12 protein-coding genes are annotated in these 17,882 nt (G+C 60.2%); 5 read left to right on the top strand and 7 right to left on the bottom strand.

The window, feature by feature from the left end; all coding sequences use genetic code 11:
• Window positions 1–3 precede the first annotated feature (3 nt).
• The 3 genes from ABIE62_RS00595 to ABIE62_RS00585 all read left to right on the top strand — a co-directional run bounded on the left by ABIE62_RS00595 (window position 4) and on the right by ABIE62_RS00585 (window position 3,378).
• Window positions 4–1,284 (top strand): pilus assembly protein CpaE, encoded by a 1,281-nt coding sequence (locus tag ABIE62_RS00595; protein WP_354322663.1) that lies wholly within the window; start codon window positions 4–6, stop codon window positions 1,282–1,284.
• 107 nt (window positions 1,285–1,391) lie between these two features.
• Window positions 1,392–2,363, top strand: coding sequence for a type II secretion system F family protein (locus tag ABIE62_RS00590; RefSeq protein WP_354322661.1), 972 nt, complete (start codon window positions 1,392–1,394; stop codon window positions 2,361–2,363).
• 19 nt (window positions 2,364–2,382) lie between these two features.
• Window positions 2,383–3,378 (top strand): type II secretion system F family protein, encoded by a 996-nt coding sequence (locus ABIE62_RS00585; protein ID WP_354322659.1) that lies wholly within the window; start codon window positions 2,383–2,385, stop codon window positions 3,376–3,378.
• Between the two features lie 44 nt (window positions 3,379–3,422).
• Here the strand turns inward: ABIE62_RS00585 and ABIE62_RS00580 are convergent, their stop codons facing one another.
• The 6 genes from ABIE62_RS00580 to ABIE62_RS00555 all read right to left on the bottom strand — a co-directional run bounded on the left by ABIE62_RS00580 (window position 3,423) and on the right by ABIE62_RS00555 (window position 8,377).
• On the bottom strand, window positions 3,423–3,899 hold the full coding sequence (locus ABIE62_RS00580; RefSeq protein ID WP_354322658.1) for a MarR family winged helix-turn-helix transcriptional regulator: 477 nt from the start codon (window positions 3,897–3,899) through the stop codon (window positions 3,423–3,425).
• Window positions 3,892–4,764, bottom strand: coding sequence for a crotonase/enoyl-CoA hydratase family protein (locus ABIE62_RS00575; RefSeq protein WP_354322656.1), 873 nt, complete (start codon window positions 4,762–4,764; stop codon window positions 3,892–3,894). The genes ABIE62_RS00580 and ABIE62_RS00575 overlap by 8 nt, the downstream gene beginning before the upstream one ends.
• Window positions 4,765–5,047: 283 nt before the next feature.
• Window positions 5,048–5,359, bottom strand: a complete 312-nt coding sequence (locus tag ABIE62_RS00570; protein ID WP_354322654.1) for a GIY-YIG nuclease family protein — start codon at window positions 5,357–5,359, stop codon at window positions 5,048–5,050.
• A gap of 169 nt (window positions 5,360–5,528) precedes the next feature.
• Window positions 5,529–6,314: an SDR family NAD(P)-dependent oxidoreductase gene (locus tag ABIE62_RS00565; RefSeq protein WP_354322652.1), complete on the bottom strand. Its 786-nt coding sequence runs from the start codon at window positions 6,312–6,314 to the stop codon at window positions 5,529–5,531.
• 112 nt (window positions 6,315–6,426) lie between these two features.
• Entirely contained in the window at window positions 6,427–7,596 is a 1,170-nt protein-coding gene (locus ABIE62_RS00560) for an acetyl-CoA C-acetyltransferase (RefSeq protein ID WP_354322651.1), read from the bottom strand.
• Between the two features lie 226 nt (window positions 7,597–7,822).
• A complete protein-coding gene (locus ABIE62_RS00555) occupies window positions 7,823–8,377 on the bottom strand; it encodes a hypothetical protein (RefSeq protein ID WP_354322649.1) in 555 nt (184 codons plus the stop codon).
• A 270-nt stretch (window positions 8,378–8,647) separates the two neighbouring features.
• On the opposite strand from ABIE62_RS00555, the gene ABIE62_RS00550 reads away from it, so the two are divergent.
• Both ABIE62_RS00550 and ABIE62_RS00545 read left to right on the top strand, forming a co-directional pair.
• Window positions 8,648–11,593: a TonB-dependent receptor domain-containing protein gene (locus tag ABIE62_RS00550; protein WP_354322647.1), complete on the top strand. Its 2,946-nt coding sequence runs from the start codon at window positions 8,648–8,650 to the stop codon at window positions 11,591–11,593.
• A gap of 336 nt (window positions 11,594–11,929) precedes the next feature.
• Window positions 11,930–15,121: a TonB-dependent receptor domain-containing protein gene (locus ABIE62_RS00545; RefSeq protein ID WP_354322646.1), complete on the top strand. Its 3,192-nt coding sequence runs from the start codon at window positions 11,930–11,932 to the stop codon at window positions 15,119–15,121.
• Window positions 15,122–15,211: 90 nt separating this feature from the next.
• Here ABIE62_RS00545 and clpB read toward each other — a convergent pair whose 3' ends face one another.
• Window positions 15,212–17,788, bottom strand: coding sequence for an ATP-dependent chaperone ClpB (gene clpB / locus ABIE62_RS00540; protein WP_354322644.1), 2,577 nt, complete (start codon window positions 17,786–17,788; stop codon window positions 15,212–15,214).
• Between the last annotated feature and the right edge of the window lie 94 nt (window positions 17,789–17,882).

Raw genomic sequence — 17,882 nt, 5'->3', positions numbered from 1 at the left:
CCAATGAACGCTCCCTGGAAATCGGGCTTGCCCGGCAATCGTGATCCGTTTTCGGCCTATATTTGCGATGACAATGCACTGGACGTAATCCGTCCCGTAGCCATCGAACTGGGCTGGCAGCCGGAGAAGTGCAACAAGGGTGGCCTGCGCAATGCAGTGCAATCCCTTTCGGTCAGCGCTAGCCCGGCGATCCTTATGGTCGACCTGTCGGAATGCGGCGATCCGCTGAACGATATCAACGCACTGGCTGAAGTGTGCGAACCGGGCACGGTGGTGATCGCCGTGGGCCAGGTCAATGACGTGCGCCTTTACCGCGACCTGTTGTCGAGCGGGATTCATGATTATCTGCTGAAGCCGCTATCGCCGCAGCAGGTGCATGATGCGCTTAATCAGGCACTGGCAGTCTTCATGGCGCCCAAGGGAGGCGATGCCGATGGAGCCCGGCGGCACATTTCGACTGCTGTGGTCGGCACGCGCGGCGGGGTGGGAGCCTCGACGCTGGCGACCTCGCTGGCCTGGTTGTTCAGCGAACAGCACAAGTCACCGACCGCATTGCTCGATCTGGACGTCCACTTCGGCACCGGCGCGCTGGCGCTCGATCTCGAACCGGGCCGCGGCCTGACCGACGCGATCGAAAACCCCAGCCGCATCGACCCGCTGTTCATTGAACGGGCGATGGTGCGGGCGGGTGACAATCTGTCGATCCTGTCGGCCGAAGCACCGATCAACCAGCCATTGATGACCGATGGTGCGGCGTTTGTGCAGCTGGAAGACGAATTCCGTCAGGCATTCGAAATGACGGTGATCGATCTGCCGCGCAACATGCTCATCAACTTCCCGCAGCTTCTGGCTGACGTGAATGTGGTGCTGCTGGCGTGCGAGCTCACCCTCGCCTCGGCGCGCGACACGATCCGCATTCTGTCCTGGCTCAAGACCAATGCCGGGCACGCGCATCCGATGATTGTAGCCAACAAGGTGCAACCGGGCGTTGCCGAGATCAGCCGCACCGATTTCGAGGCGTCTATCGAACGCAAGATCGACTTCGTCGTGCCCTACGACATCAAGGCTGCGTCCAACGCGGCGAAGCTGGGGCAGGTGTTCGTCGATGCCAACCGGTCGAGCAAGGCCACAGCCGCGATCCGGCAGATTGCCGAACGCGTGATGGGCGCGACCACAGACGATCTGGCTTCGCTGGGCGAAGAGAAGAAATCGCTGCTTGGCGGATTCGATCTGAAGTCGCTGCTCGCCAAAAAGGCGAAGAGCGAGCCCGTGGAGGTCGAATAAGCAAGTGACGGTACGGGGTGTGACGCGCCAACGCGCGCCCGCCCCGCGCCGGTCGGCATTGGAAGGGGACCGCCACATTCCGGCGGGACAAGGCAGGAAGCAACAGCATGGACTTTTTCCAAACCCTGCTCATCACGCTGGTGATTTTCGCCGTGCTGGTCATGGGCTATCTGCTGGCGAGCGGTTCGAGCGTAGCCAAGGCGCAAAAGCGCCGTGTGCAGTCGCTGCGCTATCGCCATTCGGAAAGCCTTGACGCCAAGGTCGATGCCCAGTTCAAACGGGCCGTCGCCGCCCGCAAGCCGAAAACCTTCAAGATCAAGGGCTCCGGCTCGCGTCTGGAAGCGCTTGCCGCCCGGCTCGACCGGACGGGCAAGAACTGGACTGTCACGCAATATGCCTACACCTCGATCGGGCTGATTCTGGGGATTGCCGTGGTGATGTTCATCGCCACCAAGGCGCCCTTCCTGTCGCTTGGCGTGGGCCTGCTGATTGGTGCCGGCCTGCCGCACCTGTGGATCAACCGTCTGATCGGCAAACGCACCAATGCGTTCATCACGAAGTTTCCTGACGGCATCGAATTGCTGGTGCGCGGCTTGCGTTCCGGCCTGCCCGTTACCGAAACACTGGGAATTGTCGCGCAGGAAGTGCCCGGCCCGGTGGGTCTTGAATTCAAGGGCGTGATCGACCGCATCAAGGTCGGCAAGACCATGGAAGATGCGTTGCAGGACACGGCCGATCGGCTTGCGATTTCCGAATTCAACTTCTTCACGATAACTTTGGCGATCCAGCGCGAAACCGGGGGCAACCTGGCCGAAACGCTTTCAAACCTGGCCGAGGTGCTGCGCAAACGCGCGCAGATGAAGCTCAAGATCCGCGCGATGAGCTCGGAATCCAAGGCATCGGCCTACATCGTCGGTTCGCTGCCGTTTATCGTCTTCGGGCTGATCTCGTTCATCAACCCCGAATACATGGGGGGCTTTTTCATCGATGACCGCCTGATCGTGGCCGGACTGGGCGCGATGGTGTGGATGGGCATTGGCGTGTTCATCATGGCCAAGATGGTCAATTTCGAAATCTGACGCCGGGGGAATCTGAACCATGATCGATCAACCCACTGGCCCCACGCTGCTCGGCTTCGACGTCATTTTCGTCGGAACCATGCTGGCCGGTCTTGCCGCTTTTGCCGTGATGCTGGCCATCTATGCAGCAGTCACGATCCGCGACCCGATGGCCAAGCGTGTCAAGGCGCTCGAAGCGCGGCGCGAACAGCTCAAGGCCGGGATCATCATCTCGGGGTCAAAGAAGCGCGCCAGTCTGGTGCGTCGGACCGACACGACCGACAAGGTCAAGGACAGCCTCGGCAAGCTCAACATTCTGCAGGAAAGCCAGATCAAAGCTGTTCAGCAGAAGCTCGCCCATGCAGGGTACCGCAACAAAGAACTGGCAGTCATCATCATCGGTCTGCGTGCCATCATGCCGGTGGTGCTTGGCGGACTTGCGGCGCTGCTGATTTACGGCATCGAATTGTGGCCCGATCTTGGCCCGTTCAAGCGCCTTGGTGCCTTCGCGCTGATCGTGTTCCTGAGCTACAAGGGACCAGAACTCTACATCGGCAATCAGGCGACCAAACGCACCAAGGAAATCCAGAAGGGCCTGCCCGATGCGCTCGATCTGCTGGTGATCTGCGCCGAAGCCGGTCTGACCGTCGACGCCGCGTTCAACCGTGTCGCCAAGGAACTGGGCCGTGCCTATCCCGAACTGGGTGATGAATTCGCCCTCACCGCGATCGAGCTGTCGTTCCTCAACGAACGCAAGATGGCCTTCAACAACCTTGCCTTTCGCGTCAATCTTGACGCGGTGAAGGGCGTGGTGACGACCATGATCCAGACCGAACGTTACGGCACCCCGCTCGCCAGTGCGCTGCGCGTGTTGTCCGCTGAGTTCCGCAACGAACGTATGATGCGCGCCGAAGAAAAAGCCGCGCGTCTGCCTGCGATCATGACCATCCCGCTGATTATGTTCATTCTGCCGACGCTGTTTGTGGTCATTCTTGGCCCGGCGGCCTGTTCGATCTCGGACAACCTGGTCAAATAGCAACGGCAACACCAAAGTCCGATGCGCGTGGGCCGGGGCAGGTTTCAACCCTGCTCCGGCCCCGCATCGTTACGGCGCGCGAGTTCCATGGCGCGTTGGCGCAACCCGGCCAGCAAGCCGCGCAGCATTGCTTCTTCGCCCGGTGCCAAGCCTGCGATCAATTCCTGCTCGGTCGCCTTGGCCAGTGGCATCACCTCGGCATGGATCGCACGCCCCTCGCCCGTTAATGCGAGCAGGTGCGAACGCCCGTCGCCGGGATTGGGCACACGCGCGATCAGCCCGCGCTCCTCAAGTACCTTGACTGCGCGGTTGACCGCGACCTTGTCCATCACCGTGGCCGCGGTCAGCCCGCGCTGGGTCATCGTTCCTGCATCGCCCAGCACCGCCATCACCCGCCATTCAGGGATCTTGAGGCCAAACCGCTTGCGATATCGCTCGGCAATCAGGCTGCTGACCGCGTTGGAGGCAACCGAAAGCTGATACGGCAGGAACCCGCCGAGCTGGCCCGTTTCCTCACTCATACGGGCGATCATCCCACCACGGGTAGAAATCGGGCATGTCGGCGCTGACCTTGCCGGGATACATCGGGCGGCGTTTTTCAAGGAAGCTGGCGATGCCTTCCTTGGCATCGGCCCCACGTGACAGGCGATAAATGGCGCGGCTATCGATCTTGTGCGCTTCCATCGGGTGATCCGCGCTCATCAGCCGCCACATCATCGCCCGCGTCATCGCCACCGAAATGGCCGAGGTATTTTCGGCAATTTCAGTCGCGAGGCTTTTGGCCGCGTGCAGCAGGTCTTGCGGCGCATGGATTGACCGCACCAGCCCGCCCGCCTTGGCCTCAGCCGCGTCGAACACCCGGCCTGTGTAGCACCATTCCAGCGCCTGGCTGATGCCGACGATACGCGGCAGGAACCAGCTTGACGCGGCCTCAGGCACAATCCCGCGCCGGGCAAAGACAAAGCCATAACGCGCGGTGTCACTGGCGAGGCGGATGTCCATCGCCAGTTGCATCGTCGCGCCGACGCCTACCGCGACGCCGTTGCAGGCGGAAATCAGCGGCTTTTTCGATTCAAACAACCGCAGCGTCAGCCGCCCTCCGCCGTCACGCACGCGTGGGTCGGACAGATCATCAACCTGCGTGGGATCAGAAAAGACATGCCCTCCCCCTTCGGGCGTCAGATCGGCACCCGCGCAGAATGCCCGTTCACCCGATCCGGTGAAGATCACCGCGCAAACCGCATCGTCGGCATCAATATCGTCCATCGCCGCGATGATTTCCTCACCCATCGTGCGGGTGTAAGCGTTCATCTTGTCCGGGCGGTTCAGGGTGATGGTGGCGATGCCATCGGCTTTGGTGACGATGATCTGGGTGTATTGGGTCATGCGATTCTCTCTTCCTCGACGGGTCAACCGGCCAGCCTGCCTGCGCCCTGTTGGAGACACATGTGACACTGTCCAGAACAGGAAAACAAGCCCGCGCGCGGGCGTATTTTTGCGAGGGGCACGAAGGCAGGCGATCGGCGTGCGGAGCATACGGGGAATCTAGCGCCAGCCCCCGCAAGTAGGAAAGCTGCCGATCAGCGGGCGATCCATTGCCAACGTCCGCTTACTTCCTCGTCGCCCCGTGCTTGCCTGCCCCGGCGCAGGCCGGGGACACGGGGCTTGGCTATTCTTGCGCTGCGCTCAATGTGAACCACTTTTCCCAGAGATCGTCCCAGTCAGGATTGTCCGCTTCGATCAGCGCGAACTTCCATTCACGCTTCCATTTCTTGACGAGCTTTTCACGGGCAATTGCGCGCTCTATCTCGTCGTGACGCTCGGCATAGACGAGCCGCGTCTTGTCGAAGTCGGCAACATGCGTGGAACCGGTGCCTTCGCGGTGCTGGTAAACCCGCTGCAGCACATTGGATGTAACACCCACATACATCCCGCCGCGATAGCGGTTCGCCATGATGTAGACCCAGCCACCCTTTTCCATCAGCCGTGTATCGGCGGGCGCGTGGGAAAAAGAAAGCCAAGCCCCGTGTCCCCGGCCTGCGCCGGGGCAGGCAAGCACGGGGCGACGAGTGTAACGTGAGAAACAGAAAAGCCGCCCTCTTGCCTTTGGGCGCGGGGCGGCTTTTCCATTTATTCGGGAAGGCCGGGATTCAGCGCGGTGCCATGCGGATGCCGCCGTCCAGCCGCACGTCTTCGCCGTTGAAATAGCCGGTTTCGATCATGCACATGGCGAGCTTGGCATATTCGGGGGGGGTGCCCAAACGCTTGGGGAACGGCACCGATGCGGCGAGCGCATCGCGGACGTTCTGCGGGGCTGCGGCCAGCAGCGGGGTGTCGAAAATGCCCGGCAGGATGGTGTTGACGCGGATGCCTTCGTTCATCAGGTCGCGCGCGATCGGCAGGGTCATGCCGATCACCCCGGCCTTTGATGCCGAATAGGCCGCCTGACCGATCTGACCATCTTCGCCAGCCACCGATGCGGTGTTCACAATCGCGCCGCGCTCACCATTCTCGTCAAGCGGATCGAGGGTCAGCATCCCCGCCGCCGATTTGGCGATGCAGCGGAAGGTGCCGATCAGGTTGACCTGAATGACGAAATCGAAGGCTGAAATCGGGAAGTGCTTGATCGAACCGTCTTCCTTGCTGCGGCTGGCGGTCTTGATCGCATTGCCAATCCCGGCGCAGTTCACCAGAATGCGTTCCTGCCCGTGGGCGGCGCGGGCCTTGGCGAAACCGGCGTCGACATCGTCATCGCTGGTCACGTTGACCTTGCAGAACACCCCGCCGATTTCGGCAGCGACCGCTTCGCCCTTTTCCTCGTTCATGTCGAAGATCGCGACCTTGGCGCCCTTGGCCGCAAGCGCGCGGGCGGTGGCGGCCCCAAGGCCGGATGCGCCGCCGGTGACAACGGCGGGGGTGTTGGCTGAAACTTCCATTTTCGTGTTCCTCTCAATCAAATCGTCATCCCGGCGAAGGCCGGGATCTCATGCAAATAGGCAGAGCGATTGCGGCCCTGGGCCCCGGCCTGCGCCGGGGTGACGTGGCAAATCAAAGCCGCTCGATAATCGTCACGTTGGCGACCCCGCCGCCTTCGCACATGGTCTGCAGGCCATATTTCTTGCCGTGGCGTTGCAGCGCGTGAACCAGCGTTGCCATCAGCTTGGTGCCCGACGCGCCGAGCGGGTGGCCGAGCGCAATCGCGCCGCCGTGCACGTTCAGCTTTTCGGGATCAGCGCCGGTATGCTTGAGCCACGCGAGCGGCACCGAAGCGAAGGCTTCGTTGACTTCGTAAAGATCGATATCGGCGATGCTGAGGCCTGCGCGCTGCAAGGCGCGATCGGTCGCAAACAGCGGTTCTTCCAGCATGATCACCGGGTCGCCCGCCGTCACCGTCAGGTTGTGGATGCGCGCCAGCGGGGTCAGGCCGTGGCGCTTCAACGCTGCCTCGGATACCACCAGCACCGCCGACGACCCGTCGCAGATCTGGCTGGACGATGCAGCGGTCAGCAGGCCGTCGGGCGACAGCAGCTTGACCCCTGCGATCCCTTCCAGCGTCGCGTCAAACCGGATGCCTTCGTCAATCGTGTGCAACTGCGCGCCCTCAGGCGTTTCGATCAGCACCGGCACGATTTCAGCATCAAACGCCCCGCCCTTGGTCGCGGCGATCGCTTTCTGGTGGCTGGCGAAGGCAAAGCGATCAAGATCGTCCTTGGAAAGCCCGTGCTTCTTGACGATCATCTCGGCGCCCATGAACTGGCTGAAGTTGATGCCGGGGAACTTTTCCTCAAGCCCGTCGGCCTTGCTGTAGAGGCCTTCTTTCATGTGCAGCGTGACGTTGGAACCCATCGGCACGCGGCTCATGCTTTCGACACCGCTGGCGATCACCACGTCCTGCGTCCCGCTCATCACGGCTTGCGCGGCGAACTGGATCGCCTGCTGGCTGGAACCGCACTGGCGATCAATCGTCACCGCTGGCGTGGACTGCGGCAGCAGCTTTGACGCCAGCACGCCCATCCGCCCGACCTGCAGCGCCTGCTCGCCTGCCTGACTGACGCAGCCGGTGATCACATCCTCGATCGCGGTCGGATCGATCCCGCTGCGTTCGACTATCGCATCGAGCGAGGTCGCCAGCAGGTCAACCGGGTGCACTCCGGCAAGCCGCCCGCCGCGACGCCCGCCAGCAGTGCGCACGGCTTCTACGATATAGGCTGTGGTCATTTCTCTCTCCTTGCGCTGATCCGAACGCGTCGGCGGCGAGTAATCAGTTTCGCTTCGCCACTTGCTTGTGCTGTAGCGCCTATGGGAGCGGAAGTTGCAAATCAAGCGGGCAAAGCAAGGTGGCGCGCGGCAGGATATCTCGTTCCTGTTGTTCTACTTGCTTTTCATGGCGTTGCTCGGCTCCGGCGACGGTCGCAGGAAACTGCCACGCAAAGCGAGGCCGCTATCAGCGAATGCGCTTAACCCGCAGCGGCCGCCCGCCGTTGATGCGCGCGCGGAAACTGCCCATGATGCCAGCTTTGATCGTCACTTCATCACCCGCCTTGGGTGGACGCATGCTGGCGCTTTCAAGCTGCTGCCACACCGCCCCATCGTCCATCGTGAACGTATATAAGCGGGTCGGGTTCAGTTGGACTGCGGTGAGGCGATAGGTCTTTTCGGCGAGTTGGTTATCGCCAAGCCAGAGGTCCACATTGCTGGTTGCGCCAAAACGCGCCTCGCGCTCGGCCTCCACGATATCGCGATCCGCGACCAGCAGATCGCCTGAATCCCGCACGTTTGCAACCTGTTGCGCCGCACGGTCAAAACACTCCAGCCGATCACTTTTATCGCCGATATCGCGGCATGCGAGCAGGGCCGATAATTGCGCTGGCGCGTCGCTTTTGGCGGCATCTTGCGAGGGCGCAGTCTGCGCCAAAACCGGGCCGCCAAGCAGCGCAACAGGAATGGCGGCGGCAACGATTGCAAGACCTGCAGATCGGCAGGCTGTTCGGACAAACATGGGGGGCGTCTCCTGGGTGGCAAAAATGTCGTTTTTGCGACTCTGGCTCCACCTCTTGGCGCAACCAGAACGCTACGTCGATAACTGTTGCAATTCAATCACACCGGGGGGGGAACTTCCCCGCAGCGGCAGGCCTTCGCTTTACACCCGCTACCCCTTGGGTCAATCAGCGGATTGGTAGTGCGGCTTGGCATGTGATGGTCGAAAGATGCTCGGTCGGCCGCGTTTATCGGTAATCTTATTACCACATCACAACAGAAGGTGATCTTGATGAAAAGCAAATTGTTTTTGAGGGCGCTTAACGCTGGTGTCGCTACTGCGGCGCTAAGCTTCGCGCTCGCGCCGCAGGCGGCGTTCGCACAGGACGACGCAGCGCAGGACGATATCGCCGCAAATCCGGCGAGCACGATTGTCGTGACCGGTTCGCGTATTAACAACCCGAACCTGACGGCATCCAGCCCGGTTTCCGTGGTCACGGCGGACGATATTGATTTTCGCCAGGCGACCGTGGTGGATGATTTCCTTCGCGAAATTCCGGGCATCACGCCGAGCATCGGCGCGCAGGTGAACAATGGTAACGGCGGTTCGACCTTTGTCGATCTTCGCGGCATTGGTGCAAACCGCAACCTCGTGCTGCTCAATGGCACGCGCGTTGTTCCGGCTGGCCTTGCCGGCATCACCAACCTCGATGTCATTCCGGTCGCGCTGATTGAGCGCGTTGATGTGCTTACCGGCGGCGCTGGCGCTGCTTATGGTGCGGATGCCATTTCGGGTGTCGTCAACTTCATCACCAAAAGTGATTTTGCTGGCGTTGATCTTTCGGGCACCAGTCAGATTACTGACGAAGGTGACGGCGATACCTACCGTGTCGATTTGACGATCGGTGCCAATTTTGATGATGGTCGCGGTAACGCCACCCTCAGCATGGGTTACACCGATCGCAAGGCCGTGTTTCAGGGTGATCGCCCCTTCGGTGAATTCAACCTGAGCTCGGTCACTGGCAATGCGGGCGGGTCGAGCACTGCTGTCCCAACGGTCATTTCCGTTCCGGGGACGACCAGCGGAACATTGCAAATCTCGCCTGATGGCACTTCGCTGGTTCCGTTTGATCGGCCGTTCAACTTCAACCCGCAGAACATTTTCCAGGTGCCGCTCGAACAGTACCGCCTCTTTGGGACTGCTCGCTACGAAATTACGGAGGGAGTCGAAATCTTCTCCGAAGCGATGTACGTGCAGAGCACCAACAGCACGATCATCGCGTCCTCGGGCACATTCCGGAACGTGTTTGAAACCCCGCTTTCCAACCCGTTCCTGCCCGCCGGTATCCGCAACCAGATTTGCGGATTTGATACTGGTGGTGGTACGCCGCTGTTCACGCAAGCTCAGTGCGATGCCGGTGCGTTGGCGACCGATCCGACCGATCCCAACTTCCAGACTGTCGACATCGATTTCGGTCGTCGTTTTACAGAATTCGGCACCCGCAACAACGAACGTGAAACCCAGCTCTGGCAGTTCAAGACCGGTTTCCGCGGCGGAATTACCGATAACATCAGCTACGAAGTTTTCGGTGCCTATGGTGAAAGCGAAATCGATTCGCGGCAGAGCGGCAACGGCCTGTTCTCGCGCCTGCAACAGTCGATCCTTTCGACCGATCCGGCAGCTTGCCTCGATCCGTCAAACGGATGTGTGCCGATCGATCTGTTCGGGCCGGAAGGCAGCATTACGCCAGCAGTTCAGGGCTTCCTCGATACCGGCAACTCGGCCGGGACTGAAACCTCGCTGGGCCAGGTGCAGGGCTTCATTTCGGGCGACTTCGGCGCTTCGTTGCCCTGGGCAACAAACCCGGTCAGCTTCGTGGTTGGCGCTGAATATCGGGAATATAAAGCTGGAACCAGTTCGGACTTGCTGACCCAGACCCCGGGCGAAGTGCTCGGCAATGGTGCGGCTAGCCCTGATAGCTTCGGCACCTATGATGTCAGCGAAATATTCGGCGAACTCAACGTTCCGCTGGTTGAAGGCGGTTTCGTTCACGAAGCCACCCTGCAACTCGCTGGTCGTGTGTCGGATTATTCGACCACCGGCACTGAATATACTTGGAAAGCGGGCGGCACGATCAGCCCGATCCCCAGCGTTCAGATCCGCGGCAACTACCAGCAGGTGACGCGTGCGCCGAACATTGGTGAACTGTTCTCGCCGCGGGTTACCGGGCTTGACAACTTTGACAGCGACCCTTGCGCTGGTGCCATCACCAACGCGGATCTTCGGGCAGTTTGTATTGCTCAGGGCGCTCCGGCCACCTCGATCGGCAACATCATCGTCGATCCGGCGGGTCAGGTAAACCTGACCGAAGGCGGCAATCCGAACCTCCAAGCGGAAGAAGCCGACACCTGGACAGTTGGTGTGGTGTTCACACCTGACTTCGTCCCGGGCCTGTCGGTCACGGTTGATTATTACAACATCAATCTGACCGATGCGATCACCTCGCCGACCGTGGATAGCGTGTTCATCGGTTGTTTTGGTTCGAACTTCCGTACCGCCCCAGTCGTGACGGCTGCATCGGCCAGCGATCCGCTGTGCACCGACAGCATCCGCCGCAACCCGGCGACCGGCAACCTGTTCGGCTCGGTCGCAACCACCCCGGGTATCCTGACCTCCGTGTCGAACCTCGGGCAGATCAAGACTGACGGTATTGATCTGGTGATCAACTACGCAACCGATCTTGGCTTTGCCGGGTTGAACCTTAACTTCAACGGTAACTGGACCGACACGAACAGCTTTGATCCCAACACGAATGACCCGACTGACACGGTGTTTGAATGCGCCGGGTTCTTCGGGACCAACTGTGGATCGATCACACCTGATTTCGCGTTCACCCAGCGTTCGACATTGTCGTTTGAACGTGTCGATGCATCGCTCCTGTGGCGCTACATCGACGGTGTTAAGCTTGAACGTTCGGTGTTCAACGCTGCCGGCCAGGCTCCGTTCCTCGATGAATTTGAAACCATCGGGGCAGAGCATTACTTTGACCTGACCGTGCGGTTCCAGGCGACCGAAAACTTCGCGTTTACCGCTGCGGTTATCAACCTCTTCGACAATGATCCGAAGGTGGTTGGCAGCAACATCGGTTCGACTTCGTTCAACAGCGGGAACATTTTCCCATCGACCTACGATCCGTTGGGCCGTCGGTTCTCGGTTACCGGTCGCGTCACCTTCTAAGACGTCGCTCCGGCACAAAATCAGAGGGCGCAGCGCAAGCTGCGCCCTCTTTTTTTGTCCAGCGCACAAACTGTTGGCTGTTAGGGGCAATCAACGCAGCTTAGGCCCGGCGGAAGCTCGCCACAGGACATTGGCAAAGCCGGGCGGGCCCTCGCGAAAGGCTGGGCGCGCAAGGGGCCATATCTAACGCTAGAATGTTGCAAAACTGCAACTTTGAACAATTTAATTCTGAATTTTTGTTCAGGAACCTGTCTGGGCGTTGCGTAGCGGGTGCGAACGCAATTAGGTTGCGCTTTGGAAGCGGGGGCGCTCCGCTCTTAACAAGGGACCTCATACATGATCAGGTTTTTCAATGCAGAACGCCGCGTCGGCCTTTTTGCAAGTGTTGGCGTTGCCGCGCTGGCAATGTCCGCTCCGGCGCTGGCGCAGGATGCGGAGACTGAAGAAGAGGTAGCGGTCACCACCGCCGAAACTCCCGAACAAACTGCCGCAGAAACACGCGGGATCACAGTCACTGGTTCGCGCATTCGCCGCGACGTAAACCTCGACTCGGTGGTTCCGGTGATTTCGGTGACCCGCGACGAAATCCTGAACGACGGCAACATCAGCCTTGGCGATGCCCTGAACGATCTGCCTGCATTGCGTTCGACCTTTAACAGCTCGAACTCGCAGCGGTTCATTGGCACGACCGGCCTCAACCTCCTCGATCTTCGCGGCTTGGGCACGGCGCGCACACTGACGGTGGTCAATGGTCGTCGGCACGTCACGTCCAGCGTCGGATCATTCCAGGTTGATACCAACACGATCCCCAGCGCACTGCTGGAACGGGTCGATGTGGTTACCGGTGGTTCATCGGCTGTGTATGGTTCAGAAGCCATCGCCGGTGTCGTCAACTTTGTCCTGCGCGACGACTATGAAGGCCTCCAGCTTGATAGCCTTGTCAGCATTTCTGACCGTGGAGATGGCCGTCAGTTCAGCGTTGAAGGCGTTTGGGGCAAGAATTTCGCCGATGGCCGCGGCAACATCACCTTGGCCGCTGAGTACGCCGATAGCCAACGCGTGTTCAATTCACAGCGTCCGGAAATTTCGGGTTTTGGCATTGGCTTTACGGGCTTCGTCGTCAACCCCGATGATACTACGGCCGAAGGTCTGACCAACAGCAACGGCATCCCCGACAACATCCTCGCCCGCAACCTGCTGCTCGACTTTATTTCCGATGGCGGGACGGTGCAGACTTTCTGCCTTTCCGACGAAGTTTCGCAGCCTCTGGCATGCGATGCAAACGGGCTGGAGCGCCGTTTCCGCTTCGGCGCGGATGGACGCCTGTTCGGCGAAGTCACCGATCAGTTCGCTGCTGACGGGCTTGCCTCAAACGGAACGGGTACTGCACTGTCTGACGGCACTTTACTTCCGGATATTGAACGCACCACCATCAATCTTCTGGCCAATTTTGAGGTGTCGTCCGCGTTTCGTCCGTTTGTTGAATTCAAATATGTCAATATCGACACTTTGGGTCAGGGAACACCGTCTTTCTTCAACAGCTTCTGCGGCGGTCTGGCCGGTGCCTCAGGGCTTGATCCGAGTTGCGCTGACGTAGCATCATCGGCGTTCTTCTTTGTGCCGATTACCAACGCATTCCTTGATCCGGCTGACGCACAGACGATCACGAATATTCAGGATGAACTGCTCGGCTTTTTCGGGCTACCTGCTGGCCTGTCGCAGGGCTTTTTCATCAATCGCAACAACAGCGATTTTGGCACCCGCAATGACAAGCTCAACCGCGAAACCTATCGTTTCGTCGGCGGGGTTGATGGCGATATTTCCAGCAACACGCGCTATGAATTGTCGTTCAGTTATGGCCGGTTCACTACCCAGCTTGAGGCTCAGAATGATCTGATTTTCGCAAACACGCGCGCTGCGCTTGATTCGGTGGTTGACGGCGGCAACATTGTCTGCCGCGTCAACGTCGATGCCGATCCGTCCAACGACCTGCCGGGCTGTGTTCCGCTCAACCCGTTCGGGTTTGGCGCGCCGAGCGATGAAGCGCTCGCGTTCATCAACACAACATCGCAATTGGATGGGAAAGCACAACAATACAACGTTCTTGGGTTCATCTCGACCGACAGTTCACCCTTCTTTGAACTGCCCGGTGGCCCGGTAGGTGTGGTTGTTGGTGGTGAATGGCGGCGCGAAACCGCGTTTGAACAGCCCGATGAATTTTCGGCGGGCGGAAACACCTTCTTCAACGCCTTTGACGTGTTCGATCCACCGGCACTTGAAGTGTATGAACTGTTCGGCGAAATTAACGTACCGCTGCTCGCGAACCGGCCCTTCTTTGAAGAGCTGACCTTTACAGCTGCTGGTCGTATCTCCGATTACAACTCGGGCGCTGGATCGACCGGGACGGTTGAAGCGTGGAACCTGAACGGGATCTGGGCACCGATCCGTGATCTCCGCTTCCGCGCCAACTTTTCGCGGTCGGTTCGTTCGCCGACATTGTCTGACCTGTTCTCACCGCAAACGGTCAACTTCCTGTTCTTCGATGACCCGTGCGATGTGGACTTCATCGATCAGGGGTCGGGCACGCGCGCAGCGAACTGCCTTGCTGCCGGGGTGCCTGTCGGTTTTGACGAGAACATCACTGGCAACCGCTCGGTTTTACAGGGTGGTAATACTCTGCTGCGGGCAGAAACTTCGGACAGCTTTACCGCGGGTGCGATCATCCAGCCGCGGTTCCTGCCGGGCTTCAGCCTGTCGGTCGACTACTACAATATCGACATTGACAACGTGATCGCAAACGTCGGCCCGCAAGCTATTTTGAACAATTGCTTCGATGCCGCCGATCTCAACAATACGTTCTGCGAGGCGATCAGGCCACGCCAGCCGGATGGCTCGCTCGATGTCAATGCGGCGCTCGTGACCGGGCCGATCAACTTTGCGGCACTGACAGCCGAAGGGCTTGATTTCGACGCGCGCTACGTCAGGACATTCGGCAATGGCCACCGGTTGTCGCTGCGTGCGATTGCGACCTATGTGATCGATCGGACCAACTTCCTCGATACCAATAATCCGGAAGTGCCCAATGATGTCCGCGGCGAACTTGGCGATCCGGTCTGGGCGGCGAACTTCAACGCGGCCTACACCGCCGGGGCGTTCACGCTGTCGTGGTCAGGTCGTTTTGTCGATAGTCAGTTCAACGGCGCTCGTGAAAACATCAACAACAATATCGAATTGTGCACGACCGGCACCATTCCCCGCACAGACACCCCTTGCACGACCGGTGAACTGGTCAAGGCACCGCCGCGCAATCCTGATGTGTTCGATGCCGAGTTTCAGAAATTTCCGACGCGCCTTACCCAGGACGTCCGGCTGGATATCGACATCGAAGATAATTACCGTTTCACGGTCGGCGTTGACAATATCACTGACAAGCTGCCGCCGTTCGGCCTTACCGGAGCTGGCGCGGGTTCAGGGATTTTCTCGAACCGCGGCCGCACGTTCTTCGCATCGTTCCGGGCGGAATTGTAATTCGACCGGAAGGGCGCAGGCCTGAAAACGAAAAGGCCCCGGGAAACCGGGGCCTTTTTTTGTTGCCACTCGTAAGGGTAAAGTCTCCGATCAGCTGACCTGTATGGAAAGCTGGCCGTCACCCTCATCAATATGTAGCGTGGCACCATCGCTGATCTTGCCCTCCAGCAGCATTTCCGCCAGCGGGTCTTGCAGGTAACGCTGCACCGCGCGTTTCAGGGGCCGTGCGCCGTAAACCGGATCATAGCCCACCCGGCCAAGCCAGCGCAGCGCCGCATCGGTCAGCTCAAGCGTGATCTTTCGGTCGCTGAGCAGCTTCTGCACCCGGCCCACCTGAATTTCGACAATCGGCGCCATGTGTTCCTGCGCCAGCCGGTGGAACAGGATGATCTCGTCCAGACGGTTGAGAAACTCGGGCCGGAAATGCCCGCGCACCACGTCCATCACGTCCTTTTCGACCGCAGCAGGCTCCGCGCCGTCGGGCAGGTTGGCGAGATATTGGCTGCCGAGGTTTGAGGTGAGGATGATCAGCGTGTTGCTGAAATCGACCACCCGGCCCTGCCCGTCGGTCAGGCGGCCATCATCAAGCACTTGCAGCAGCACGTTGAAGACATCGCTGTGCGCCTTTTCCACCTCGTCGAACAGCACCACCTGATAGGGGCGGCGGCGCACGGCTTCGGTCAGCACCCCGCCTTCTTCATAGCCGACATAGCCCGGAGGCGCGCCGATCAACCGGGCGACTGCGTGCTTCTCCATGAATTCGCTCATGTCGATGCGCACCATTGCGCTGTCATCATCGAACAGGAACCCGGCCAGCGCCTTGGTCAGCTCGGTCTTGCCGACGCCCGTGGGGCCGAGGAACAGGAAGCTGCCCAGCGGACGGCCAGGGTCTTGCAGCCCCGCGCGCGCACGGCGCACGGCCTTGGAGACGGCCTCGATCGCTTGGCGCTGGCCGATCACCCGCTTGCCAAGGATAGCCTCCATCGCCAGCAGCTTTTCGCGTTCCCCCGCCATCATCTTGTCGACCGGCACACCCGTCCAGCGGCTGACGACACCGGCGATGTCTTCCTCGGTCACTTCTTCGCGCAGCAGCGCGTTTTCGGACAGCGCCTGCGCGTCGGTGAGCTGCTTTTCGAGTGCCGGAATGCGCCCGTAAGACAGCTCGCCCGCCTTGGCGAGATCGCCGGTGCGCTGCGCCTGTTCCAGTTCCAGCCGTGCGGCATCGAGCTGTTCCTTGATCCGGCTTTCAGCCTCGATCTTGTCGCGTTCATTCTGCCAGCGGGTGGTGAGTTCGGCCGACTGCTGTTCGAGGTTGGCGAGTTCTTCACGCAGCGCGATCAGCCGGTCTTTCGACGCCTGATCGCTCTCCTTGCCGAGCGCTGATTCCTCGATCTTCAGCTGGATAATCCGCCGGTCGAGCGTTTCGATTTCCTCGGGCTTGCTCTCCACCTCCATGCGGATGCGGCTGGCCGCTTCGTCCATCAGGTCGATTGCCTTGTCGGGTAGAAAGCGGTTCTGGATGTAGCGGTCAGACAGCTTCGCCGCCGCCACAATCGCGCCATCGGTGATGCGCACGCCGTGGTGGAGTTCGTACTTGTCCTTGATCCCGCGCAGGATGCTGATGGTGTCCTCAACGCTCGGCTCGGCGATGAAAACCGGCTGGAAGCGTCGCTGGAGCGCGGGGTCTTTTTCGACGTATTTCTGATATTCGTCGAGCGTGGTTGCCCCGATGCAGTGCAATTCGCCGCGCGACAGAGCGGGCTTGAGCAAGTTCGATGCATCCATCGATCCTTCGGACGCGCCCGCGCCGATCAGGGTGTGCATTTCATCAATGAACAGAATGATCTGGCCGCCCGCGCCCTTCACCTCGTCGAGCACGCTCTTCAGCCGTTCCTCAAACTCGCCGCGATATTTCGCACCCGCAATCAACGCGCCCATATCAAGGCTCATCAGGGTGCGGCCCTTGAGGCTGTCAGGCACGTCGCCATTGGCAATCCGCAGCGCAAGCCCTTCGGCAATCGCGGTTTTCCCGGTGCCGGGTTCGCCGATCAGCGCAGGGTTGTTCTTGGTGCGGCGGGCGAGAATCTGGATCGTGCGGCGGATTTCCTCGTCGCGGCCAATCACCGGATCAAGTTTGCCATCGCGCGCGGCCTGGGTGAGGTCGCGCGCGAATTTCTGCATCGCGTCATAGGTGTTTTCGGCGCTGGCGCTATCGGCGCGCTTGCCGCCGCGCAGCTGTTCAATCGCGGCATTGAGGCCTTGCGGAGTGATGCTGGCGGCCTTCAAGGCCTCCCCTGCGGCAGTCTGCGACAGGGCCAGCGCGACCAAGAGGCGTTCTACCGTGACGTAGGAATCGCCCGCCTTGTCTGCGATCTGTTCGGCCTGATCCAGCACCCGCACCGCATCATTATCCAGCCCCGGCGTCGCCTGCGCGCCGCTGCCAGTCACTGCCGGGATCTTGGCCAGCCCCGCATCGACCGCCGCCACCGCCAAGGCAGGTTCACCGCCTGCGCGCTGAATCAGACCCGCAGCCATGCCTTCGCTATCTTCCAGCAGCGCCTTCAACAGGTGCAGCGGGGTGATGCGCTGATGATTGATACGGATCGCAACCGTTTGCGCGCTTTGCAGAAAGCCCTTGGCCCGGTCGGTGAACTTTTCGAGATTCATGGCGTTTAACCCTTCCAAACGTACCGCCGCGAGATAGTGTTGTAAATTGGCAACACAAGAGCCCGGCAAGCAAATAATTGGTGCCCGGTGTATT

The sequence above is a fragment of the Porphyrobacter sp. MBR-155 genome (assembly GCF_040547625.1).
Taxonomy (GTDB): Bacteria; Pseudomonadota; Alphaproteobacteria; order Sphingomonadales; family Sphingomonadaceae; genus Erythrobacter.
The sequence above is the reverse complement of the archived record's forward strand: the minus strand, read 5'-3'. Positions and strand labels throughout refer to the sequence as shown.